Origin of the sequence: Pantoea sp. FN0302 (assembly GCF_050113775.1) — a bacterium.
In the GTDB taxonomy this organism is placed as follows: domain Bacteria; phylum Pseudomonadota; class Gammaproteobacteria; order Enterobacterales; family Enterobacteriaceae; genus Mixta; species Mixta alhagi.
Genome location: NZ_JBNJSM010000009.1, coordinates 35,027 through 58,993 on the forward strand (window position 1 = coordinate 35,027; position 23,967 = coordinate 58,993).

Here is a 23,967-nt window from a genome sequence, read left to right on the forward strand (position 1 = left end):
TTGTGAGACCGGTCTCAAATCAGTTACAGTGATATTAAGCACAGCCTTTCAGAGCCGTCAACGATCGATCCTTCAACCTGTGATTCGAATTAATTATGACAAGTAAAATGATGCGAATGAAAGCGCCTACCGCTGCCGATGTAGCGCGTGAGGCAAGGGTATCAAAAGCGCAGGCGGCAAGGGCGCTGGGCGGTTACGGCGCGGTCAGCGACGAGGTAATGACGCGGGTGCTGGCAGCGGCTGAGCGGCTGGGGTATCGCCCCAATGAGCTGGCGCGCAGCATGAATACCGGGCGCTCTAATACGCTGGGCGTGATAGTGGGCGATATTGAAAACCCGCATTTCGGCCTGGCGCTACGCGGCATCTCGGACGTAGCGCGCCAGGCGGGCTACCACGTTATCCTCAGCAACAGCGATGAGCAGGTGAGCATTGAGCAGGAGGCAGTCCGCGTTATGCTGGAAAAGCGGGTGGATGGGATTATCGTCGCCCCCAGCAGCTCAGCCGCCAGCGATAATGCGCATTTAACTCAGGTGCTGACGGAAGGGCGGGCGCTCACGCTGTTTGATCGGGCGGTTTACGATCTGGATGTTGAAGTGATCGGCGTCGATTTTACCCGCTCAGCGCAGCAGGCAACGCAGGAGCTGCTGGAGGCCGGGCATCGACGCATCGCCTACGTCACCAGTATGAATTCCAGCGAACCTTATCGCCGACCGGAAGATATGGGGCTGACGCCGGTTGCCCAGCGTATCGCCGGGATGGAGCGCGCCTTCAGCGTGGCGGCGGTGCCTTTTATTCCGGCGCTGATCAAACCCAATGCGCTGGATGATGCGGCTGTTGCGCGTATCGTCAGCGAGCTGTTTGATGACGCCGCGCCACCCACGGCGGTGATCGCTTCCGACAGCCTGATTGCTCAGGCGCTGCTACGTGAGTTCCATCTGCGCGGCCTGCGCATTCCACAGGATCTGTCGTTTGTAATGTACGATAATTTCCCCTGGACGGAGATCGTTTCGCCGCCGCTGTCGGTGATCGCGCAGCCCGTCTATGAGATGGGCTGCGAGGCGGCACGACGGATTATTGCGCAGATCCGTGGCGAAGAGCCTGGTCCGATGCCGCAGTTTGAGACGCGCTATCTGCGTCGGGGTTCGACCGGACCGGCACCACTTTGATGTTGACCAAACCGATCCCCAGTTTGCGTGGGTCCTGCCCGATAATGTTGCCTTCATTAGAAAGCTCCGGCTCCGGCGGGGCGATCACCAGCTGGCGGCTGCCTGCAGGATTATTGAAGCGCAGCGTTACCGTGCTGACTTCATGGCCCAGCGTTAGCATCTGCTGCTGATCGCCTATACGAACCGGGATCGGATGTCGGGCATTAGGTCCAAACGCTTTTGCCCGGATCACCAGATCAAAACTTGGCGGCAGCGGCCGGGCGTACTCAATTGTCACCTCCGGCGCGAGGTTGGCGTTGGACCAGCGCCCCCAGCTTTCAGGACGGGAGATGCCGCTAAACGCTTTCACCGCCAGCGGCGCGCCCGGCACGTCGAATTTAAAGCTGTCGGCCTGATAGCGAATATCGTTGTCGGCGACTTTTAGCGCGGCAACGTTCTGCTGCCAGCGCTGCTTATCCAGCGGCCGTTGAGGGATATTGACCGTGCTTTCATAGTTCGCCTTATCAATATGCTGAACCTGCGGCTGCGCACCCAGTTGCCCCTGCGCCACGCAAAGGTCGGTGGATATGGCCAGCGCAGGCTGCCACAGGCGTGCCATCTTAAAGCAGCGATCCACCCAGACAAATTTATCTTCGGCGGCGAAGTCAGCCAGCTGGTAGCGCAGCGGCGCGGCATATTCGCCTTCCGGCAGCGGCTCAACTTTGTCTTTACCGATTTTCAGCAGCAGCGGCAGGCTAAAGTGCGCGCCGGAGAAGCTGATGCTGTTTTTCTGCTGGTCCACGCGAAAGCGCTCGATACGTTTTGGAAAGCCCCACAGCTGGATCACATCCGGCTTCCATTCCAGCACTTTTTTCTTCATCTCAAACTGCTCCGACAGCGAGCGATCCGACAGCGAACTGCGTCCCAGGGCAATGGCCTTATCGCCGCCCAGCAGATCCAGCACCGTTGCGCCGTTATCCAGCGAACTGCGTTTCATGCTCAACAGCTGCGGCTGTGCGCGATCGCCGCGAATAACCATAAACAGATTATCGCGCTGATGGGCGTTAAGGTATTTCCACGCGGTGTTGTTCATCGCCAAGTGATCGGAGGAGACCACAATCAGGGTATTTTTGGCCCACGGCGATGCCAGAATGCGCTCAATTAGCCGGGCAACATGCTCCTGACTACAGGCCACGGCGCTGAAAGACTGGTTGGGCTTACCTTCATAGCTGTAGCTTTTATGCTGGCAGCTACGGGAAATAAAGCCGTCAGGATGATGGGTATCTACCGTCAGGGTAAAGAGTGCAAACCGCTGTTTCTGCTGCGACAGCTGTTCGAACTTTTGCCATACCTCATCCATCACCGTATCGTCATAAAAGCCCCAGTTGTTGCGATAGGCGGGGTCCGCAACCCGATCTTTTAGCTCCTGTAAGCCATAGAGATGATCGATGCCGTGCGATTTCAGGAAAGTATCTTTTCCGGCAAAGCGCAGATCCGCGCCCTGGATAAACCAGGTTTGATAGCCGGAATTTTTTAAAATATCGCCAAGGCAAGTATTCTGTGGGAAAAAGCTGGAAAGCGAGGCGGAGGCGTTGCCTTCAAAGGGCGCGAACAGCGGAATGCCGCACTGCGAAGCCACCATACCGGCAATGGTATATTCGGTGCCCGGCAGCTGCTCGGTTTGCGCGAAATCCAGCGCCTGCTGCTTTCTGAGGCGGCTTAGCTCCGGCGCCAGCTGAGGAAATGCCTGCTCGTTAAAATAAGTGCGCTCCAGGCTTTCACCATAGATATAAACCAGGTTGAATTTGGGGTTAGCGATCTGCTTCTGCGGTTCGTGATACCACTGCGCAAAGTCAGATTCGTCGCCAGGTGTCTGCGAGACGAACAGGTCGGCGACCTGCTGAAAAGCGGGCGTGGTTTTAATCGAGGCAAGCGCCAGCAGCAACGCCAGCAGGCTGTAGCCGAAATGGTGCGGGCGATCGCCGCGCCGCCGCAGTAGCCAGGAGAGCAGACAGAACACCAGAAACAGCGCCAGTATCAGCCCGATGCCGGGCAGCACATATTTACTGACCCCCGCGCCGGTCAGGCTGTTGGTTAAGGTATAGAGCACCGCATCGTTAATCCCTTCGCCGGTAAAATAGTTGCTGGCGTAGAGCGTGGCGTTGAGAATGATAAACAATCCCAGCACCAGCAGCAGGGAAAGGTACCAAAAAGTGTTTCGTCCGGCTTTGTAAGCATAAATGGCAATGGATGCCACAAATAAAATGACTGAAAAGAGTTCAGACAACGGGATTTCCTCATGCGGAAACGGGCGACATGAGTGGCGCCAGGCTCGCTTTTTTTATCAGGGATATCACAGAATTTTTTCAATCTATCCTGACTGTCATATCCCTGCAATACGAGAAGTCACAACTGTCGGGCGGAGCGCGCAAATTCAGACATCGGACGTGACCTCATGCCAGAGATCGTCCATGGCTAACTCCAGTTTTTTAAACATCTGATAGCGCTTTGAGTGAAAAGTATGGCGCGCCTCATCCGGCAGCAGCACGCCGGGATTAAGCTGAACTGCCTGGGTTACGCCAGCGGTCAGGTTCGGCCATAAGCCGACGCCGACCCCAGCGCAAATGGCCGCACCCAGCGCGCCGGTCTCCATACAGGTCGCGACGCGAATGGGAATGCCCAGCACGTCAGCAAACATCTGGGGCCAGACGGCGCTGCGCGCTGCGCCGCCGGAAAGGGTAGCCTGGCTGAACGCTATTCCAGCGGCATGCAGGCGATCAATGTGGGCGCGATGTGCAAAGGTTACGCCTTCAAACAGCGCAAACAGCATATCGGCGCGGGTATGCCAGCCGCCAAGCCCGTAAAAACCTGCTCTGGCGGGGCCGGCTTTACGGCCGGAATAGAGGTAAGGATGATAAAGCGGCAGCTGCATATCAGGCCTGACCTGCGCCACCAGATCGCTGCTGCGTATCGCGCCCTGGCCGCCCCGGCCATCATCAAACTCACGTACAAACCAGTCAAGGTTGGCGGCGGAGGTGGCGCTGGCTTCGATCGCCATATAGCGATCGCGTTCAATAATGGAATTCATAAACACCGGACGCCGATATTCCGGCTTTTCGACCACCACCTGATTGATGCTCCAGGTTCCGGCGACAATCGAGGCTTCGCCACAGCTCACGACGCCTGAACCCACCGCGCTCGCCACCACATCGAAAATGCCCGCTACCACCGGAATGCCAACCGGCAACCCGGTTAAACGGGCTGCCTGTGGCGTCACCCGGCCTGTTACCGCACAGGATTCGTTCAGCGGCGGCAACAGCGCCAGCGCCTCCTCCACGCCATACAGCGCCATCAACGATGCGCTATAGCCGCGTTGCGCATAGTCGATCAGACCAGCACCGGCAGCGTCCGAATAGTCGGCGCTGACAGCACCGCAGAGAAAATGATTAATAACATCTTTGGCGCACAGAACGTGGCCGATGCGGGCATAACACGCCGGATCGTATTGCTTCAACCAGCGCAGCAGTACCGGCGTGGCGGCAGGCCAGGGCTTTTGCAGGGCGCGTTGCCAGATAAGCGCCGCATTCCCCTGCTGCTCCAGCTCGCTAACCAGGCCTGCGGCGCGCATATCGATCGACTGGATGCCCAGCAGCGGCTGCTGCTGTTTATCCAGCGCGTAAAGGCCGTTGCCGTGTCCGGCCGCGCCGACGGCGATCACCCGTCGGGCTGCATCGCCCGCCTGCGCCAGACAGTCGCGTACCGCCCGCTGCACGCCGTGCCAGACATCGGTTACTGGCCGTTCGGCGTAGCCGGGCTGCGGCTGGTGGGTTTCTCCGGCGCAGCCCGCCACCGACAGTACCTGACCGCTGGTGTCAAACAGCACGGCTTTGATCATGGTATTGCCGGCATCAATGCCGAGTAAGCAATGGCTCATCTGAATACCTCGCGTTTACAGGCGGCAAGCGAACTGTTTCGCTTTCCTTCTGGCGATGCGATGGCGCACTGCTTAAGCGCCGTCAGGCCTGGCGGTAGATCTCCAGTGCTTCCGCGCCGCTGACGCCCTGATGGATAATCGCCATCAGCGCTTTAACCACACGCGTTGGGTTATCGTGCTGATAAACGTTACGGCCATAAACCATGCCCGCTGCGCCCTGGGCCATCAGCGCCGCGCTTTTTTCCAGCACCGCGCCCAGCTCGCCTTTGCCGCCGCCGCGTACCAGCGTTGGGCAGCGCGCGGCCTCCACCACACGGTGGAAATCCTCCACGTTTTCTGTGGGATCGGCTTTGATGATATCGGCCCCCAGTTCACGCGCCAGCCGCACCAGCGGCACTATCTGCGCTGCGTCGCCCAGCGAGCCGTAGGCTGGCCCCTGACCCTGCGCCGCCATCACCAGCGGCTCAATCATCAGCGGCATGGCATATTTATCGCAGGCGTGACGCAGGCGGCCAATATTTTCCACGCACTGCCGAAAGATGCCGGGTTCATCGGGGATTTGGTAGAGATTCACCACTACCGCCGCCGCATCCAACTGCAGCGCCGCCAGAATCGGCTCTTCCGGATTGTGCAACACCGCCCACATTTCCCGATGGCGCGCGGCGTTATAGGCGTTGCCGACATCGGTACGCAGCACCAGCGCCGGTTTCGGCGTAGCAGCCTGCTGGAGCAGATCGGCCTGGCCGTAGTTAACCTGAATGGCGTCCGGCTGTGCGGCGATAAGGCTACGCATCACGCTGGATATATCCTCCAGCCCCACAAGGAAATCGGGTTCATTGGCGATGCCGTGGTCGATCGCCACATCCAGGCATTTTCCCTGCTTAAACAGGCGATTCAGCCGCACTTTAGCGCTAACCGACATGCAACACTCCTGCGGGTTGGGATTGGCAAGCTAAACGTAGACCGGAGACGCCATGCAGGCGCGCCAGACGGGAGAGCGTCATCTCCAGCTGTTGCTGGCGACAAGCGTCGCTCCACGCCATTTCCTGCGCCATCAGATGGGCGATCTCCGCCATTAGCGGCGGCGTCAACTGACCAGAGATCCCCAGCGCGGTTCGGCGCAGCAGTAAATCTTCCAGCATGACCACCTGTTCTTCATGGATCAGCCAGCGCAGCTCGGTATCGCTGTAGTCGGCATGATGCTGCAACGGCTGCTCGTCCTCTGCGGCAATCAGGCGCAGCAGCAGTTCGGCACGGGTGCCGTAGCGATCCACCAGCTGAGCCACACGCGGTTCCGCCAGCTGATATTTATCGCTAAGCTCGCGGATCCAAATCGGCAGACGTTCATGGCAGGGGAAATTACGACCGCCGCCAATCGCCATATCGACGGTGCTGCGTCGGCGCTTTTCACCCAGCAGCTTTAATACCCGATCTGCCGCCTGTTCGCCGAAGCGCCGGAAGGTGGTCCATTTGCCGCCGACCAGATTCAGGATAGAAAAATCGTGGCTGGCATCCGGCGGGAAATAAACCAGCGAGTGGTTGCGGCTTATACGACCGCTGATTTCCGTATCGCTGGCAGGCAGCGGACGCACGCCGGAGAAGGTGTACACCACATCTTCAGCGCTCACGTTGATATGTGGAAAAATAAAGTGCAGCGACTCCAGGATATAGCGCTGCTCTTCCGGCGTGCAGGCGATATTTTCTGGATCGTCGACGCGAATATCGGTGGATCCCACCAGCACTTTGCCGTACCACGGAAACATAATGCAGACGCGCCCATCCTGATTTTCGTAATAGACCATTTCATCGCGCAGCTCTGCCAGCAGCGCCGGACTGTCGATGATCAGGTGCGATCCTTTGGTGCCGCCAATCAGGCGGCGCGGATCGGCCGGGGCCAGTTGCTGGTTGAGGTGATCGATCCAGGCGCCGGTAGCGTTGACCAACACATGCGGTTCAAGGGTAAAAAGCGTGTTGGTCAGGTTATCACGCAGCGTTACCCGCTCGCCGTCGCTTGACACCAGGCTGACATAATTCAGCGCCAGCGCCCCGGCGTTACTCTGTTCCGTATCCAGCACCAGCTCGACGCCAAGCCGCTCCGGCGCTTTGATCCACGCATCATAATAGGTGGCGCTGTATTTCACCCAGACGGCAAAGCCGGGCCAGCGGGCGCGGGTTTCGGCGGTATTGTTCAGGCGATGGCGCGGCATGCTGCCCTGTTGCCGCGTGTAGAGATCGTACAGCGCGAGGCCGGTTTTTATCAGCAGCGCGCCACGACGGGTCGGCTTTTCGCCGAGGCGCAGAAAGCGTTTGCTGGCGTTAATCAGCCCGCCGCCCCAGCTATCGATCGGCACCGTGGTACGCAGCGGAGAAACATAGTGAGGGGCATTTTTCAGCAGCCGATCGCGCTCCTGTACCGACTCTTTTACCAGATCAAATTCGCCGGTTTCCAGATAGCGCAGACCGCCATGGATCATGCGCGACAGCGCGCCGCTGGCGGCCTGACACCAGTCATCCTTTTCGATCAGCACCACCGGGATGCCCTGCAGCGCCAGCTCACGAAAGGTGCTGATACCGTTAATGCCGCCACCGACAACCAGCACCGGCACGCGATTATGCTGGCGCAGCGCAGCAAGTTTTTCCTGTCGGCTGCGCTTCACCACCACTTCCTGTTTCCGCATTCTTCTCTCCTCTGCCCGCCACGATTTGTGCAGGCTCAGCGTTAACGGCTTGCTTCTGCAATTATTTTCTCCGGGAGAGAAGAGGGCAAAAAAACAGCGGCTTAAAATACGTAACTGTGAGCCGGATCGATAATATGCTGTAAACCTGCCTGATCGTTACAGCTCACCGGTCAGGTATTGCGCGACACCGTTGGCAAAGCTCCAGTCGCCTTTTTCATTGGTGATAAAGCTGATCATCAGATCGCTGCCGCGCACGCCGCAGCTGCTTTCCAGTTCGCGGGCCAGCTCGGCCATAAAATGCTGCTTTTGTTCACTGCTGCGCGGGCTGGTATAGACCCGTACCATCACCAGGTTGTCGCTGCGCGTCAGGCCAAGCCCGGTATCTTCAAAGAACATTTGAAATCTTTTGTTTTCATGAACAATCTGATAACGATCGCGCGGCGGTACGCCAAACGCGGTCAGCACTGCCCGATGCGCTGCATCCAGCAAGGTTTTCAGTTCAGCTTCAGAGCGTCCTTCAATCAGATCAAATTGCAGTAATGGCATGCTTTTCTCCGTTATCGCGTGGTTGTATCCCTATCCTGCACGCGCTTTTAAAGGAGAAAAAGCGCTATAGTTGAACGCATTGTTTACTATTTTGAACAATCTGATGAATACGAAAACTGATGCACTCTGGCTACATTTGCACTGGCTTACGGTGCTGGCAGAGCAGGGAAGCTTTACCCGGGCGGCGGAGCGGCTTGAAGTCAGCAAAGCGGCAATGAGCCAGAAAATTAAACAGCTGGAGATGCTGGCGGGCGTCCCGCTGGTACAGCGCACCACGCGCAGCGTGCGACTGACCGAGGCGGGTGAGAAACTGGTGCAGGAACTACGCGCCCCCTTTGCAGAAATTGAACAGAGTTTTTACGCCGTGCGCGACAGCAGCGGCCCATTACGCGGGCTGGTACGAATAACCGCGCCGGTAGCCTTCGCCCGTCAGCAGCTTCAGCCGCATATTCGGGACTTTTTGCGCCTGCATCCGCAGCTGCGCATTCAGCTTGAGGTAACCGATCGACTGGTATCGCTTGCCAGCGAAGGGTTCGATCTGGCGATCCGCCACAGCAATGCGCTGCCGGAAACCCATGTCGCCCAGCTTTTATGCGAAACGCAGACCTTGCTGGTGGCCTCTCCCGCCTGGCTGGCGGCGCACGGCGAGCCGCAGCATCCACAGGAACTGAGCCAGCATGACTGCCTTTATTACCCGCGCGGCACTGAACTGCCGCGCTGGCGCTTTAGCGATCCGGCACAGCCACAGCAGGAAATGGTGGTAAATGTCAGCGGCCCGTTTGCCACCAATAACAGCGAATCGATCCGCGATGCGGCGCTGGATGGTCTGGGAATCGCCATGCTGCCCGATTTCAGCGCACGTCAGGCGCTGGGGGAAGGCCGTTTGCGTCAGATATTGCCGCAGTGGCATATCCAGGGTGCGTTTGCCCGCCACGTCTGGATCGTACGTCCGTGGGCGGCGCGGGTGCCACGCGCGGTGACCGAACTGAGCCAGTGGCTACGGCAGCGTTTTCAAACGGGCACGGTGGGATAAGCTTCACAGTTGCCCACACTGAATGTGCATCTTTTCTAAAGTTTTACAGGGGGTTGCCGATGAGTGCGATGAATTCCCTGCGAAAAACAATTAGACCTCCAACATTCAGGACAAGGCTTGTCTTATGACTACCCAATCTCACGTTACGCAACAGGCATGGCAGCTTGACGATGACATCACGCTCATGACCACCACCGATGCGCAAAGTTATATTACCTATGCTAATCAGGACTTTGTTGACGTCAGCGGTTATGAACGCGATGAAATTCATGGGCAACCGCATAATATTGTGCGCCATCCCGATATGCCGAAAGCGGCTTTTGCCGATATGTGGGCAACGCTGAAGCAGGGGCTGCCCTGGACCGGACTGGTGAAAAACCGTCGTAAAAATGGTGACCACTACTGGGTACGGGCGAATGTGGTGCCGGTGATCCGTAACGGTAAAATTACCGGCCATATGTCAGTGCGTATCAAGCCAGACGAGCAGGAAGTGGCCGCGGCGGAGGCGCTTTATCAGCAGATGCGCCACGGTAAACTGCGCGGCTGGCGGCTGCATCACGGGCTGCTGCTGCGTAGCGGTGCATTGAGTCCGCTTTCATGGCTGAAAACGATGCCGCTGCGCTGGCGTATTCGCAGCGGCGTTGCCTTTTGCTGGCTGAGCATGACGCTTAGCGCGATAACCGTCGGATTGCAGGGCGGCGCGCTTGCCGCCTTTAGCGGTCTGGCGCTGCTGATGGCTTTTATCACCTGCGGCTGGCTGGAATGGCAAATTTCCCGGCCGCTGGAAAGGGTATGCAGGCAGGCGCTGGATGTGGCGACCGGCGCGTCTCATCAGGTTGATCATCTTGACCGGGTCGATGAAGTGGGCATGACGCTGCGGGCAGTAGGGCAGCTGGGCCTGATGTTTCGCTGGCTGGTTAAAGATGTGCGCGATCAGGTCATGAGCGTGCATCAGGCCAGCGATGAGCTGGCGCAGGGCAATGAAAAAATCGCCAGCCATACCGAACAGACGGCAGCCAGCGTGCAGCAGACCGCTGCGACCATGAATCAGATGACCACCACGGTTAACAGCAATGCGGAAAGCACCGGGCAGGCGAATAATTATTCGATGACCGCCAGCAAAGCGGCGGTGCAGGGCGGCGAAGTGATGAAGCAGGTGGTTGGCACAATGGATGAAATCGCGCAAAGTTCACAGCAGATCGCTTCTATTACCGGCCTGATTGACAGCATCGCTTTCCAGACCAATATTCTGGCACTGAACGCGGCGGTTGAGGCAGCGCGTGCCGGCGAGCAGGGCAAAGGCTTTGCGGTAGTGGCTGGTGAAGTCCGGAATCTGGCAAAACGTAGCGCCAGCGCCGCCAGTGAAATTCGTGATTTAATCGCTGCCAGCGCGTTGAAAGTCACGTCTGGCACCGGTCAGGTGCATCAGGCCGGTGAAACCATTGCCGATATCGTGGAAAAAGTGCAGAACGTGACGGAGCTGCTGCAACAGATCAGCACCGCCACGCGTGAGCAGGGCACTGGCCTGAGCGAGGTGGGCAAGGCGGTAGAAGAGCTGGATCGCATTACCCATCACAACGCTTCGCTGGTAGAAGAGGGCGCGCAGGCCTCGGCGCGGATGAAAAATCAGGCGCATCGGCTGGTGGAAGCGGTCGATGTATTTCGTTAAGCCGCTGTTCTGCTAAAACTTCCTGCCGGGGGAAGAGGGCAGAATGTCTTTGTCCTGGCTTTACAAAAAGCCGCGGTGATAAACCGCGCTGCTCCAGTAGCGGCTGCTGGCATGTTTTTCTGCCAGCCAGCCCTGCCGACGTAATTCGCGCGCAATCAGCTTATTCATAATTCCATGACCCACCAGCAGCACAGTACCCTGTTCGCTCAGGCTAATCAGCTGGCTGGCGGCCAGCCTCGCGCGTTGACGCGCATGGCGAAAGGATTCTACCGAGCCGGAATAGCCGCACAGCCACAGCAGACGTAGCAGAGAGAGCCACAGCGTGGGTGGAAGCGCGGGCGTCGCCAGCGGTAGCGCAGGCAGCGCAACTTCCCGAAATATGGCGTCAGTGTACGTGGCGCGCAGGCCCAGTTTCTCCAGCGAGCCCAACGCACGCGGCAGCGGACTGGCAACGATGATCTCTGCCTGTGCGGCGAGGTCGATACAGCGCTGCGGTGGCATATCGCTGATGAGCGCACTGTCATAACTGGCGATCCATTGCGCCATCGCTTTAGCAGAAAGATGCTGAGGTGAAAGGCCGCCCGGTTTACCGTGACGCATTAAAATAATCGGCATAGATTCTCTGGATGTTTAATTCCTGTAGACCTCTGAAATACACGTGATTCGCCAGGCTGCGTTAATAATTTCTACAAAACTTTTCCTGTCATCAAGCTGTCATTGCGCCAGGCCATTCAGGATCGCAGCCTCAGCTTAGGCGTGATGAGTTGCAGCATGCAAAGCAGGCTGGTCGCACGCCAGCCTGCCACCGCGTTACGCCCGCTGCGCGCGATACCAGCGCCAGGCATCCAGCAATAGAAACAGCAGCAGACTGATGCCCATGACCGGCAGGCTAAAGGCCAGCGCTGTTACCACCACCGCCAGCAACAAGCGCAGGCTAAGGCTCATGCGCTGCCAGGCCTGAATCAGCGTATCCGCCGGATGCTGTTGCGGCTGCGCGGGACGGCGCTGCCACCACAGACGATAGCCGAGCACAATCAGCACGCACAGCGCCAGACCAAACAGCGCCAGCACCAGCTGATTCGCAACGCCGAACAAAATGCCCATATGCGCATCAACGCCCCAGCGCGTCAGCTTTGCCAGCAGGCCAAAATTCGCGAATTCAATTTTATCGGTAACGCGCCAGGTATGGGGATCCACTGCCACGGCATCCACCTGCGTTGGCCAGCGACGATCGATTTCACCCACAATCCATGCTTTGTTGGCCTGATAAGAGGGACGGATTTCCAGCTTCGCCGCATCAATACCGCTGGTGCGCGCGGCGGCCAGCACGCCATCAAACTGGGCGGCGCTTAACGGCATATCCGGTGTGTGATGCATCATATGCCCATGATGCTCAGCATGTTCATCCATCATCATCGGCGGCATGCTGCTATCAAGCTGCGTATTTACCGCCGGGGTCAGCCAGCCATAATGCGCGCGCAGCACATTGATATTATCACCGGCCCAGCGTGACCAGGTGAGGCCGGTGGCAGAGAGAAACAGCATCCCGATCAGCAGTGCAACGCCCAGTAAGCTATGCCAGCTCCGTAGCCGCAGCAGGCGCTGCGTACGTGAGGCGCTTTCTTTTCTGACGCGACGCGGCGTGCGCTGTACTGCCCAGAGCAGCGTGCCGCCCAGCGCGGCCACCCACATCCAGCTGGCGGCTAATTCGCTATAGTTACGCCCCAGATCGCCCAGCAGCATGCTGCGGTGAAGATAATCCAGAGTAGTACGCAGCGGCAAAATTCCGCTGGTGCCGTAGACGGTGAGATCGCCACGTACCGCCAGCGTTTTGGGATCGATAAATATCGCCCGCGTTTCTGACGGCGCGCTCCCCGCAAAGCGGAACATCACGCGCGTGGTTTCCGTATCGCTTGATGCCGGACGCACGGCGGCGATTTTCGCCTGGCTGCCGGTATAACGCAGCGCCGCATCGATCTGTTTTGACAGCGGCTGGGCAGGGCCTGGCGCATTGGTCGTTAGCTGTTGCGCATAAAGATAATTTTCAAGCTGCGGCGTCAACACATAGAGTGTGCCGGTGAGCGCAGCGACAAAAATAAAGGGTCCGATAAACAGGCCGATGGTGAAATGTAACCGACGCATAAGCTGCAGGAATGCCTGTGCATTCTGCGTTTTTTCAATCTGTGCCGAAGCCGTCGGCACGATTTTTTCCGACATAATGGTTCCTTTGCCCGATTGCGGGCTGTAGAGAAGGCGTTGGGTTAAACGAGTGAATACCCGCTAACCGGCGGCCCGCGCGGTCGGAACCAGATAGGGATCCAGCTGGCAACAAAAGGTTGTAGTCGGAGAGGAGCGGCTGGAACGGCCTCTTGCAGTAGCGTCCAGAGCTGCGGCAGGCGAACGGAGTCCAGCGGCAGATGGATTAACAGTACGCAGTAACCACAGGCGCTGTCGTCCATCATCGACATATGATAGTGCCGGTGATGGGAAGCATCGACGAAGGAGGGGAGCGCGGCGATCTCTGTCGCCGCATGATGGTGAACATGTTCCGCTACTGGCGGGCTTTGCTGTCTGGCACTGTCTGCCGCGCAGCCCTGTTCATGGCTCGCGTCTTCTGCCTCTGTGGGCTCACTCATCGCCATTGCTGACATATGCGCCATCATCAGCGAACTATAGCCGTGTTGAGCCATCAGCGATTTTGAAATCACCGGGGCGACAAACAGCAGCAGCATAGCCAGCAGCGCCAGCCATGCCGGGAAACGGCTGCGGGCGATGGCGAAAGAGATCAGCGACACAAAAAATCCTGAAAAAAATAACCGCGTAATTGTATGCGAATTATCCGCCCAGCAATAACGAATTAAGCTGAAGTCGGATCATTTTGGCAAACATCCACCCATACGGCATCGGTAAGCTCCGCCATTCTTTCTGGCGAAATCCGCACTGCGCTATGAATCGATCCTGCCGCTGGCAGCACTTCGGCAAAGCGTCGCAGGGAAATATCGCAGTAAACCGGCAGAGGGTGCTCAAGGCCAAAAGGGCAGACGCCGCCGGGCGGATGCCCCGTCCAGTTCAGCACCTCATCGGTGGTTAACATGCGCGCTTTCGTGCCCAGGGTTTCTTTTAGTTTGCGGTTATCCAGACGAAGGTCGCCGCCGGTCACGATCAGGATGACCTGATTCTTCACTTTTAACGACAGGGTCTTGGCAATCTGTCCTGGCACAACGCCATGCGCTTTAGCAGCAAGAGCCACGGTTGCCGTGCTCTGGTTTAATTCAATGATGGCGATTTCAGGGGCTCGCTCGGCAAAGTAGTGCCGTACAGACTCCAGGCTCATGTTGTGTTGCTCTTCACAATAAAAACGGGGGTGATAAAGCTGCCATAACCGGGAGGATCTGTAAACGTCAGGCGGCGGTAAAGCGCCGCCGCACCAGAAAAGAGCGCGCCTGCTCTGCGGGAAAATCAGACGGATTTCAGGGTGCAATCGCCGCAGCGCTCTACGGCGGGCAGGCGATAGCGTTGACAGCAGCTGCGACGCTGCATTGCGCCGTCACGCGGAATGACGGTGCGGTAAAGCGGATTATCGCTGCCGTCCAGCAAATGGCGTGAGAAAAACAGCGCATGCTCCAGGGTAAGCAGCGTGGCGTCATCTACCCAGCTTTTCATCTCGCCTAAAAACCAGTGCATCAGATAACCGGTATTATTCCAGATAAGTTTGGCGTTGATTTCGCCATGCTGTTCGATGCCCTGGACCGCAGGGATCAAATGCTTCTGGATAAGTCGATCGATACGTTGATGGGCGTTCAGGTAGCGTGCATCTTCATCTTCATGCACATCGATCCAGAACTTTGCCGGACGGCCGCTTTCATGGAACTGCAGATGAAAATGTTCCAGCGAGCAGTCGAGCGCGCGTTTTTCCATTACCAGCGCCAGCATCAGCGGCGGCACGATAAGGCCAAAATACCACTGCGCCCAGAGAGATTGCAGCGGCTTGGCCTCGCGCGGCATATCTGCATGCTCACGATAGATCTCATCGCCATAGCGCGCCAGCAACTGATTAAAGTGGGCGCTTTGTGACCATTCCGGCTGGATAAGGGTATCGCCAGGAGCGGTGTCATTCAGGGTGATAAACTCAAGGAACCAGGAACGGTGTTCGCTGAACAGGCTATGCAGCGCAGCGCTCAGCGAACTGTCGCTCTGCATAAAGATCACTGGAGACGAACCGTACTCATAAGCCTGACGCGTAACGATGGCCATAGGGCTTCCTGTGTAATCCACTACCGAAATGGGGATAAGAAAACAAATGATAATCGTTCTTGATTGTATCCAGGAAGGAATAAGGTGGCAAGTAGGGGTTTCGCTGTATTGTCGACAGGATGTCTCCAGCGATCTGGCGTATATAACCAGATAAAAAGTCAGGTTTTTAGCAAAAGCAGAAAATCATTCTGCGCTATGCGCAACCGGCATGTAAAAATGCCAATGTAAAAATAAGTGCCTGCATTCTGTTGGTTGCTGACTGATTTTTTATTTAGCGCGGTTGAGTGGATAAGTGCTTTTTAATTTTTAATTTGTATTAAGGGAGATTATTTATCATGGCTAAATAATCCCTCAAATAAATGATGAATTTACCATTAAATTAGAACTATCGGGCGGTTATCAGCTTTTTTTCGCAAAGCTCTTCCCAGGAAAGAATAGTATTTCTGCCGCGATTCTTTGCCACATATAAAGCCCGATCGGCATTTGCCATTGCTTGTTCAAAATCTTCTTCGATTATCGGGGCAATACCGGCGCTAATGGTGACATGTGTGGATACACGATGGTTAAACCGATGGGGAATTTCCAGATCCAGCACGTACTGGCGAATACGCTCTGCCAGCTTCATAGCAATAGAAGCATTAACATTGGTCATCAGAACCAGAAACTCTTCACCGCCATAACGGGTCACGATATCCCGCGAGCGTACCGCATCACGAATTGCTGCCGAAACGCGCGTCAGCGCCTGGTCGCCCATTGCATGACCATAGTTATCGTTGTAGGACTTAAAATTATCGATATCAAGCAGCATAACGAAGTGGCTGCCGGTCTGGTTCTCTAAAAGGTTCTCCAGTCGGTTCTTCAGGCCGCGACGGTTATAAAGGCCGGTAAGCGGATCAAGCATACTCAGGTCGCTCCAGGTCTGTTTCTCCTCATACAGTTGAAACAGCAAGCGTCGCGTGAAATGGTCGCTACGACGCTGCATCAAATTCTGAAGCGTAAAGCCGAGCAGCGGTAGCGTGATGGTAAACAGCAGCGTCAGCGGATGCTGGCCGCGATCGAGCAGCATGACGGTGAGGGAAGGCGGCGCGATATGCAGGCAAAACGCCAGCAGGTGTTCATTCAGGGAGATAGTACCGATAAAAAAAACCGCCATCAGGCTAATCAGCAAAAAACTACCGTCAAAATAAAAAACCAGCTCGCTTTTATGCGCAATCAGCCATGACCAGAGCCCGCCCATAATTAAAGCGGTAAAAGATAACAGCGGCCATTTTTTTTCAGGTTTCAGGAGCCAGAAGGCTAATTGCAATAAACTCAGCACAACTATCAGCATTGCCGGCAAAGAGAATGAAAGATTTTCTCCTTTATTTATCGGTAACATAAAAAAAAGTGATGTTGCCATGTTTAAAAAAAGATAAAGCATTAACGACAGGCGGTATTTGCTGTGCAGCAATTCTTCATACGTTTGTAATTTCATTTTTATACACTCGTGACAGCCCTGAAATATCAAAGCGCCATTACCACAGTAAATGAATTTACTCTGGAAAGGGTATTGAGTAGTTATTATTGGTGTCTGGAATCAGATCAATCCTGGCAATCTATCACTTTCTAACTGGTCTGTCATCTTCGTGTATAAAGATTCTACAAAGGAAGAGTGCAAAATGATAAAAGCTATCATATGATACTGGTAATCATTATCATTTGGTGGTGGCGGATATGCTGATGGCGATTATGGCAGCCTGTGGATTGTGGGGCGTAAGCTGGGTAATGGGGGAACGGTTGCGAAGCGCATGGAGTGTTCTTCTGCCCGGGGCGCTGATGCCGCTGGTGGCATCGATGAATCTTTCATTTGGTCAGTGGCGCTGGTTGCTGCTGGCGGCGCTGCTGATTACGGCAGGCATGCTGTTTCATCATCGGCTACGCCGCTATATCCTGCTGCCTTCCTGTATCGCTCTGGCCGGCGCGCTGGCTGCGGTATCGGTTAATGCAGGCGGGCTATAGTTAATGCACAGAGGTGGCTAAGGAGGGCTGCCCGGCAACGCTTAACATCGCGGTGGTATAGCTTTTTATAAGAAATTTATGCGAAAACGAAAGGCAATCTTTCAGGGAGTAAAAACAGGGAAGATAAGTTGCGCTGATAGCGAAGGCGTAAGGCCTGGGGAAGGCAACAGAGGTGATAACCAGAGAGTGACAATATTGGTGCGAAGAGAGGGACTTGAACCCTCACGTCCGTTAAGACACTAACACCTGAAGCTAGCGCGTCTACCAATTCCGCCACCTTCGCATAACATTGTCTTCATATCACCGCATTTGGTGCGAAGAGAGGGACTTGAACCCTCACGTCCGTTAAGACACTAACACCTGAAGCTAGCGCGTCTACCAATTCCGCCACCTTCGCGCAGATGCTGTGCGATATGAATTTTCGTGGTTTTTGGTGCGAAGAGAGGGACTTGAACCCTCACGTCCGTTAGGACACTAACACCTGAAGCTAGCGCGTCTACCAATTCCGCCACCTTCGCATTCCGGCAATGCTTTGCAGCACTGCAACCACGGAGGCGAATTCTGGAGATTTTTCCCGGGGACGTCAACAGATATTTATTAGCGGCGTTGCGATCGCTGTAAAAAACAGCAGCGCCCCGGGAAATAAGCACTTATTTGTCGCGGTTAGCTGCCTTAATCGCGCGGGCATCGCGTCCCCAGACGGCGCGATAGACCTTGAATCGGCCCGTTTGCGCCAGCACTTCATGATGACCAAAGGTTTCGTCCAGCACCTGTGGATAGGGCAGGAAGGCGTTCGCCACCAGACGCAGCTCACCGCCGCTGTTAAGATGCTGAGCCGCACCGCGAATCAGCGTGCGCGCTGCGTCAAGGCTGGTTTGCATCCCCTCATGGAACGGCGGGTTGGAAATGATCATGTCATAGCGGCCGGTGACATCAGAATAGACGTTGCTGGCAAACACCTCACCTTCGATCTGGTTGGCGGCCAGCGTTGCTTTACTGGCGGCCAGCGCGGCGGCATCCACATCGGTCAGCCACAGGCGCACCTTAGGAGAATGACGCGCCAGCAAGGTCGCCAGAACGCCCGCACCGCAGCCGATATCCAGCACTTTTCCTTTGGTATGCGGCGTAAAGGTAGAGAGCAGCAGTGCGCTGCCGCCATCCAGTCCGTCACGGCTGAACACGCCCGGCAACGTTTTAATGGTGCAGTCATCCAGCGTATATTCATCCCAGAAACTGTCTGCATCAAACGTGGGCTGCTGCGACAGGCGACCATGGTACAGACCACAACGGCGCGCGCTGTCGATTTTGTTCAGCGCCGCCCACGAGGCCAGCATAGTCTCGGCGCTGCGAACGCCGCTGCGGTTTTCGCCGATAACAAAAATATCGCTCTCCAGCGGCAGCAGCGATAGCAGGTTTTGCAGCTGAAACTGCGCTTCCGGCTTGTTTTTCGGCCAGTAATAGATCAGGGTATCGCACTCTGCTATCGCTTCCGCCGTGGCTACCAGGCCGAACTGCGCACGATCGCCCATGCTGCGGCTTAATGATTGCCAGTGATGATAGTATTGCGTATGAACGCGGCTCAGCTGGGTTTCCAGCTGCGCAGGCAGGTCATCCTGCAAATCGCCGGCAAACAGCACGCGGCGGTCTTGCCATTCATCACTGTGGCGCAGGATCACTTCACTCGCCGGGGTAAAAGCAGACATCAGATAGCTCCTCATAAATCAGAGCGCAGAGTATAGTGGTTTGTTGGCGCATGTTCGATGGGTTTGCTAGCATAGCTGCGCATTATAAGGGCGTAACGGGAATTTCTATGTCATCCAGACGTGACTGGCTACTACAGCAAATGGGCATTACGCAGTATAAGCTGCGGCGTCCGCGCGCGTTACAGGGTGAGATTGCGATAACGCTGCCGGCGGAGACGCGCCTGCTGATCGTGGCGGATATTCCTCCCACAACCGGGGATCCTTTGGTGGGCGATGTGCTGCGCGCGCTGGCGATTACGCCACAGCAGGTTGTCAGCGTGACGCCGGATCAGCTTGCTATGCTGCCTGAGGATCGCTCCTGCGCCAGCTGGCGGCTGGGAACCGAAGCACCGGTTATGCAGCAGGGTCCACAACTTTCCACGCCGCCGCTTGAGGCGCTCTATTTTGATGCCGAGGCGAAGCGTGCCCTCTGGCGACAGATTTGTGAATATGACGTCGATTTCTTTACTCACTCCGCATGACCTTCCGCAGGCGCTCGCTATTGAGCGGCGCAGCCACGCTTTTCCCTGGACGGAAGCGACCTTTGCCAGCAATCAGGGCGAACGTTATCTGAACTACCGGCTTGACGTTGAGAGCCAGATGGCTGCTTTCGCCATTACTCAATGGGTACTGGATGAAGCGACATTATTTAATATCGCTGTAGATCCCGCTTATCAACGTCAGGGGCTGGGTAAAGCGTTGCTGCATCATCTGATTGAACAGCTGCAGCAGCGCGATATTTTCACGCTGTGGCTGGAGGTTCGCGCTTCCAACCATGCGGCTATCGCGCTTTATGAACAGACCGGCTTTAATGAAGTTTCGGTGCGCCGAAACTATTATCCGGCAACGCACGGGCGGGAAGATGCTCTGATTATGGCGCTCAGCCTGTAAAAGGCGGTCGCCGCAGCGTTCCTGACGTGCCGTAACAGGAGAAAGCTATGCTACAAAACTGGGACTGGATCCTTTTTGACGCTGACGACACATTGTTTCACTTTGACGCTTTTACCGGCCTGCAACGGCTGTTTAAAGATTACAACGTTGATTTTACTACCGATGACTACCATGAATATCAGTCGGTGAATAAACCCTTGTGGGTAGAGTATCAAAACGGCGCTATCACCGCATTGCAACTGCAGCATCAGCGCTTTAACGGCTGGGCGGAAAAGCTGAACGTCACGCCGGACGCGTTAAACAGCGGTTTTCTTAGCGCCATGGCGGAAGTATGCGTACCGCTGGAAGGGGCGGTAAACCTGATCAATGCGCTAAAGGGCAAGGTGAAGATGGGCATTATCACCAACGGCTTTACCGCATTGCAGCAGGTGCGTCTCCAGCGTACTGGTTTTCGTGATTACTTTGATCTGCTGGTCATTTCCGAGCAGGTGGGACATGCCAAACCGCATCCGGCGATTTTTGATTATGCGCTGGAAAAAATGGGGCGGCCTGCGCCTGAACGTGTGCTGATGGTCGGGGATAATCCTGATTCGGATATTTTAGGCGGCATTAATGCAGGCCTGAAGACCTGCTGGTTGAATGCGGACGGCAGAGAAAAGCCCGCAGCGATTACGCCTGACTGGCAGGTCAGTTCGCTCCAGGAGCTGCAATCCATTTTATTTGCTTAAGTTTTGATTCCAGCATTTTTTAGTTTGAAATTCTACTAAGGCGACCTGTGGGTCGCTTTTTTTATTGCTGATTTGAGTTAACTCAATATTAATAACTGATTATCGCATTTTAAACCGGTTTGTTAGAAACAAAATAGAAGAAATCAGGTCCAGAGGTGAAAAAAATAATTGTACAGAAATGACCATTTTTTAGCCATTCTTGACCTTTTTTGCGATGCGAGTACAAATTTTCTGATATTTTGTAGGAATATTCCTATGGAAAGTGCTAAGAATAATCAGAATTTACCTTAATCTTGTTGGTTAAACTTTACTAATATAAAACCCTTTGCTACGCGCTCGTTGAATTATCGCAAAGACTATGTAAACTTGCGCGAAACAGGACAGCCTGAACATAAAAAAACACCAGACCCGGGGTTTGCTTTGCAACCTCGTGCGGTAGCAATGGCTGAATCCAGTATCAGCTTAAGGCTGAATTTCAAACACTTTTCTTCTTATCTGACATCGGCCGCAGATTTTCAGCAGCATGAAGACATGCATGCATGACCACGCGCTTTTAGCACGGTCAGTCAGAACTTTTCACCAGAGAATACCAGGAATGCAAGTAGGGAGCAGCCATAATGGTTGAGGGATATTCATCAAACCCTCACCGACAGGGAGCGTAAAACGTGTTTCCGGTAACCAATCTTCTTTGTGCATGGCTCAAATCTGAGATTTGTTGCGATGTAACAGGCATGTATCGTCCTATTAACGTATAAATTCTTCTTCTGGCTCTGTCGGAGCTGATAATCTTATTTGCTGTGCTTTTATCTGGCACGGCCAGCCATAGCTATGCTTTTTTTCTGCTTCCGGATGGGCAACGCTGTTTATAGTTGGCGGCTTATTCCCGTTTTGTTAATTACTTGAGATAACTTCATGAGGATCATGGTGAAAATTCGAATCGCATTAGGTCTGCTTTTTGTATTAAGCGTTGCGGGTTGTAAGTCGCCACCGCCTGTCACGGACGACACAATTGTGTCCAGCACCGTTGATGGCGTTACGTTGACCTATCGCCATGCGATCACCCCGCCAAAAACTTTTACGCCGATTAATGAAGAGTATCGCGCGTTGTATAACGCTTCAGTGATGAGCCGTCCCGACTTCGGCGGCAAGCTGGTGCGTCAGCTGGAAAATGCGCAGCCTTATACCGTGCTGGGCAGCGTGGAAAACAACTGGTACGCGATTGCGGAAAAAGATCAGGAGCAGCTGATCGGCTATGTGCCGCTGCGCGCCGTGGTGAAAAGCGAGCTGTACAATGACACCATCAAGGCTGACCAGCGCCGTAAGCGCGTGCGCGCTACCTCTGCCAGCAAGAAGAAAACCTGCGTTGCAGTTGATGGCGACAGTAAAGCCTGCCAGAACAGCAACAGCGGTACCTGGATTATCGATTAATCATTTCTAATGGGTAACCCATTATGAAACCACGTTCTTTTTTGCGCCTGAGTATTCAGGCGCTTTTCCTGGCGGCGCTTACCTTGCTGACAGGCTGTATGTCATCTACACACAACGATCCCTCCCGTTACAGTCTGTTATTTCAGGCGCACCCACCCGTCAATAACTCGGCACCGCTGAAGTTCAGAGTGCTGTTATTGAAATCGGATGCCGACTTTATGTCTGCGGATTTTTATTCGCTGCAAAATAGCGCGCAAACCGTGCTGGGTAGCAATCTGCTCACTAGCGAGCAGTTTTTCCTGTTGCCAGGTCAACTGAATAAAACCCTTAGCGGTCAACGTACAGCGGATGCCCGCTATATCGGCGTTATGGCCGAGTATCAGTCGCTTAATGGTAAAAAATGGCGTCTTTCTCTGCCGCTGCCCAATGCGGACGAGAGCGAGCCAACCAACGGCTGGTACAGGGAAGCGGATGCGTTGCAGGCCAGGATCGTTGCTGACGATAGCGGCGTACATCTTGCGAGCAAAGCAGAGTCAACGCCTGAATAACGGAAAGCCATTATGAACAAAGCAGAAAAGGTGGTCTGGAGCGAAGGCATGTTCCTGCGCCCGCATCACTTTCAGCAGTCGGAAAGCTACCTGCAAAGCACCCTGCGCGACTGGGGAGCCACACAGCGACCTTATCTGTGGGGCTTTACCGATCTGGAGTTTGACGAGGCGATGCTACGTCAGGGAAAAATTGCCTTGAGTGCTGCCAGCGGCCTACTGCCGGACGGTACGCATTTTTCCTTTCTGGATCCGCGCCAGGCTCCCGCGCCGCTGGAGATTGCGGATAACCAAACCAATGTCAAAGTTGTGCTGGCCTTACCGGCGCGGCGCGGTGGACGTGAAGACGTCATCTTTAGCGAGGCGGCGGATTCGCTGGCGCGCTATCTCAGCTTCGAACGAGAAGTCGATGACTTTAACGCTATTTCCGTTGGCCCGGCGGCGGTGCAGTTCGGCAAGCTACGCCTGAAACTGATGCTGGAAAGCGAGCTGACGGCGGAATGGACGGCGATTGGCGTGGCGCGCGTGATTGAAAAGCGCAGCGACCGTCAGCTACGGCTCGACACCGGCTTTATCCCTCCGATGCTTAATGCGATTAACCATCCCCAGCTGTTTGATTATTTGAATGATATGCATGGACTGCTGGCGCAGCGCAGCCAGCAAATCGGCCAGCGTTTGCAGCAGACGGGGCGGTTTAATACCGCAGAAATGGTCGATTTCATGCTGCTGGCGTTAGTGAATCATCATCTTGGTTTGGTCTCCCATCTGAAAAATTTACCGTTGCTGCATCCGGAACAGCTGTTCGGCCACTGGCTGGCATTTGCCTGCGAGCTGGCAAGCTGGACGCCACAGCGAGCGCCGGATGTTTCTCTGCCTGTCTACGATCACGACGATATTGCCCGCAGCTTTAGCAAACTGATGCTGATGCTGCGTCAGGGGCTGTCGCTGGTAATGGAAGAGAGCGCGATTCAGCTACCGCTGACCGAACGCTCTCACGGCCTGAATGTGGCAACGGTGCCGGAATCCTCTATGGTGCGCGAATTCGGCTTTGTACTGGCGGTACGCGCCAATGTGCCTGCCGAGGCGCTGCAAACCCACTTCCCGGCGCAAATGAAAGTAGCGCCGGTAACGAAAATTCGCGATCTGGTGCAGCTTCAGCTGCCGGGTATGATGCTGCGCGCCATGCCGACCGCGCCGCCGCAAATCCCCTGGCATGCCGGCTACAGCTACTTCGAGCTGGAGAAAGGCGGCGAACTATGGAAAGAGATGGAAAGATCGGGCGCGTTTGCGCTTCATCTGGCCGGTGAGTTTCCCGGCCTGGATATGGAGTTCTGGGCTATTCGCAGCCAGTCCGTCTGAAACGAATAATGAGCGCT

The 23,967-nt window shown here is 55.4% G+C and carries 21 protein-coding genes, 3 tRNA genes and 1 pseudogene; 10 read left to right on the forward strand and 15 right to left on the reverse strand.

Going from position 1 to position 23,967, the window contains the following annotated elements; translation table 11 throughout:
• Positions 1 to 95 precede the first annotated feature (95 nt).
• Positions 96 to 1,166 carry a LacI family DNA-binding transcriptional regulator gene (locus ACQE32_RS19205; RefSeq protein ID WP_426975165.1) on the forward strand — a complete coding sequence of 357 codons (1,071 nt, stop codon included), beginning with the start codon at positions 96 to 98 and terminating at the stop codon, positions 1,164 to 1,166.
• Here ACQE32_RS19205 and opgB read toward each other — a convergent pair.
• From opgB to ACQE32_RS19230, 5 genes and pseudogenes are all read right to left on the reverse strand, one after another.
• Positions 1,153 to 3,432, reverse strand: a pseudogene (gene opgB, locus ACQE32_RS19210) (phosphatidylglycerol--membrane-oligosaccharide glycerophosphotransferase); the annotation flags it as partial. The gene ACQE32_RS19205 and the pseudogene opgB sit on opposite strands and share 14 nt — an antisense overlap.
• A 147-nt stretch (positions 3,433 to 3,579) precedes the next feature.
• Positions 3,580 to 5,079, reverse strand: a complete 1,500-nt coding sequence (locus ACQE32_RS19215) for an FGGY-family carbohydrate kinase (RefSeq protein ID WP_426982292.1) — start codon at positions 5,077 to 5,079, stop codon at positions 3,580 to 3,582.
• A gap of 82 nt (positions 5,080 to 5,161) precedes the next feature.
• Positions 5,162 to 6,001, reverse strand: a complete 840-nt coding sequence (locus ACQE32_RS19220; protein WP_426975163.1) for a class I fructose-bisphosphate aldolase — start codon at positions 5,999 to 6,001, stop codon at positions 5,162 to 5,164.
• Positions 5,991 to 7,757 carry an FAD-dependent oxidoreductase gene (locus ACQE32_RS19225; protein WP_426975162.1) on the reverse strand — a complete coding sequence of 589 codons (1,767 nt, stop codon included), beginning with the start codon at positions 7,755 to 7,757 and terminating at the stop codon, positions 5,991 to 5,993. The genes ACQE32_RS19220 and ACQE32_RS19225 overlap by 11 nt, the downstream gene beginning before the upstream one ends.
• Before the next feature lie 156 nt (positions 7,758 to 7,913).
• Positions 7,914 to 8,303, reverse strand: a complete 390-nt coding sequence (locus tag ACQE32_RS19230) for a tautomerase family protein (RefSeq protein ID WP_427022269.1) — start codon at positions 8,301 to 8,303, stop codon at positions 7,914 to 7,916.
• A 100-nt stretch (positions 8,304 to 8,403) separates the two neighbouring features.
• On the opposite strand from ACQE32_RS19230, the gene ACQE32_RS19235 reads away from it, so the two are divergent.
• On the forward strand, positions 8,404 to 9,336 hold the full coding sequence (locus ACQE32_RS19235) for a LysR family transcriptional regulator (RefSeq protein WP_250652663.1): 933 nt from the start codon (positions 8,404 to 8,406) through the stop codon (positions 9,334 to 9,336).
• A 124-nt stretch (positions 9,337 to 9,460) separates the two neighbouring features.
• Entirely contained in the window at positions 9,461 to 11,005 is a 1,545-nt protein-coding gene (locus ACQE32_RS19240) for a methyl-accepting chemotaxis protein (protein ID WP_426975160.1), read from the forward strand.
• Positions 11,006 to 11,065: 60 nt separating this feature from the next.
• Here the strand turns inward: ACQE32_RS19240 and ACQE32_RS19245 are convergent, their stop codons facing one another.
• The 6 genes from ACQE32_RS19245 to ACQE32_RS19270 form a co-directional block, all read right to left on the reverse strand.
• Complete coding sequence (locus ACQE32_RS19245) at positions 11,066 to 11,620, reverse strand: histidine phosphatase family protein (protein WP_427022270.1); 555 nt, start codon at positions 11,618 to 11,620, stop codon at positions 11,066 to 11,068.
• A gap of 195 nt (positions 11,621 to 11,815) precedes the next feature.
• Entirely contained in the window at positions 11,816 to 13,222 is a 1,407-nt protein-coding gene (locus ACQE32_RS19250) for a PepSY-associated TM helix domain-containing protein (protein WP_427022271.1), read from the reverse strand.
• 44 nt (positions 13,223 to 13,266) lie between these two features.
• The gene (locus ACQE32_RS19255; RefSeq protein WP_427022272.1) at positions 13,267 to 13,800 is read right to left on the reverse strand and encodes a DUF2946 family protein; all 534 of its coding nucleotides are present in this window, start codon (positions 13,798 to 13,800) and stop codon (positions 13,267 to 13,269) included.
• Between the two features lie 62 nt (positions 13,801 to 13,862).
• Positions 13,863 to 14,339 (reverse strand): YbaK/EbsC family protein, encoded by a 477-nt coding sequence (locus tag ACQE32_RS19260; RefSeq protein ID WP_426975156.1) that lies wholly within the window; start codon positions 14,337 to 14,339, stop codon positions 13,863 to 13,865.
• Positions 14,340 to 14,464: 125 nt separating this feature from the next.
• Positions 14,465 to 15,259, reverse strand: a complete 795-nt coding sequence (fhuF, locus tag ACQE32_RS19265) for a siderophore-iron reductase FhuF (protein ID WP_426975155.1) — start codon at positions 15,257 to 15,259, stop codon at positions 14,465 to 14,467.
• A gap of 385 nt (positions 15,260 to 15,644) precedes the next feature.
• Entirely contained in the window at positions 15,645 to 16,733 is a 1,089-nt protein-coding gene (locus ACQE32_RS19270; RefSeq protein ID WP_427022273.1) for a diguanylate cyclase domain-containing protein, read from the reverse strand.
• 239 nt (positions 16,734 to 16,972) lie between these two features.
• On the opposite strand from ACQE32_RS19270, the gene ACQE32_RS19275 reads away from it, so the two are divergent.
• Positions 16,973 to 17,257 (forward strand): DUF1435 domain-containing protein, encoded by a 285-nt coding sequence (locus ACQE32_RS19275; protein WP_426975152.1) that lies wholly within the window; start codon positions 16,973 to 16,975, stop codon positions 17,255 to 17,257.
• A gap of 196 nt (positions 17,258 to 17,453) precedes the next feature.
• Here ACQE32_RS19275 and ACQE32_RS19280 read toward each other — a convergent pair.
• The 4 genes from ACQE32_RS19280 to rsmC form a co-directional block, all read right to left on the reverse strand.
• Positions 17,454 to 17,540, reverse strand: a tRNA-Leu gene (locus ACQE32_RS19280).
• Between the two features lie 27 nt (positions 17,541 to 17,567).
• A tRNA-Leu gene (locus ACQE32_RS19285) sits at positions 17,568 to 17,654 on the reverse strand.
• 34 nt (positions 17,655 to 17,688) lie between these two features.
• Positions 17,689 to 17,775 (reverse strand) — tRNA-Leu (locus tag ACQE32_RS19290).
• Positions 17,776 to 17,907: 132 nt separating this feature from the next.
• Complete coding sequence (rsmC, locus tag ACQE32_RS19295; RefSeq protein ID WP_426975151.1) at positions 17,908 to 18,960, reverse strand: 16S rRNA (guanine(1207)-N(2))-methyltransferase RsmC; 1,053 nt, start codon at positions 18,958 to 18,960, stop codon at positions 17,908 to 17,910.
• Between the two features lie 107 nt (positions 18,961 to 19,067).
• Between rsmC and ACQE32_RS19300 the strand changes: the two genes are divergently transcribed.
• The 6 genes from ACQE32_RS19300 (at position 19,068) to tssK (ending at position 23,950) form a co-directional block, all read left to right on the forward strand.
• A complete protein-coding gene (locus tag ACQE32_RS19300) occupies positions 19,068 to 19,481 on the forward strand; it encodes a DNA polymerase III subunit psi (RefSeq protein WP_426982281.1) in 414 nt (137 codons plus the stop codon).
• Positions 19,450 to 19,890 carry a ribosomal protein S18-alanine N-acetyltransferase gene (gene rimI, locus ACQE32_RS19305; protein ID WP_426975149.1) on the forward strand — a complete coding sequence of 147 codons (441 nt, stop codon included), beginning with the start codon at positions 19,450 to 19,452 and terminating at the stop codon, positions 19,888 to 19,890. The genes ACQE32_RS19300 and rimI overlap by 32 nt, the downstream gene beginning before the upstream one ends.
• Positions 19,891 to 19,937: 47 nt before the next feature.
• Positions 19,938 to 20,618, forward strand: a complete 681-nt coding sequence (gene yjjG, locus ACQE32_RS19310) for a pyrimidine 5'-nucleotidase (protein WP_426975148.1) — start codon at positions 19,938 to 19,940, stop codon at positions 20,616 to 20,618.
• Between the two features lie 921 nt (positions 20,619 to 21,539).
• A complete protein-coding gene (locus ACQE32_RS19315) occupies positions 21,540 to 22,046 on the forward strand; it encodes an SH3 domain-containing protein (RefSeq protein ID WP_250651725.1) in 507 nt (168 codons plus the stop codon).
• Positions 22,047 to 22,069: 23 nt separating this feature from the next.
• Positions 22,070 to 22,594, forward strand: coding sequence for a type VI secretion system lipoprotein TssJ (gene tssJ / locus ACQE32_RS19320; RefSeq protein ID WP_426975146.1), 525 nt, complete (start codon positions 22,070 to 22,072; stop codon positions 22,592 to 22,594).
• A 12-nt stretch (positions 22,595 to 22,606) separates the two neighbouring features.
• Positions 22,607 to 23,950 (forward strand): type VI secretion system baseplate subunit TssK, encoded by a 1,344-nt coding sequence (gene tssK, locus ACQE32_RS19325; protein WP_426975145.1) that lies wholly within the window; start codon positions 22,607 to 22,609, stop codon positions 23,948 to 23,950.
• The last annotated feature ends 17 nt before the right edge of the window (positions 23,951 to 23,967 follow it).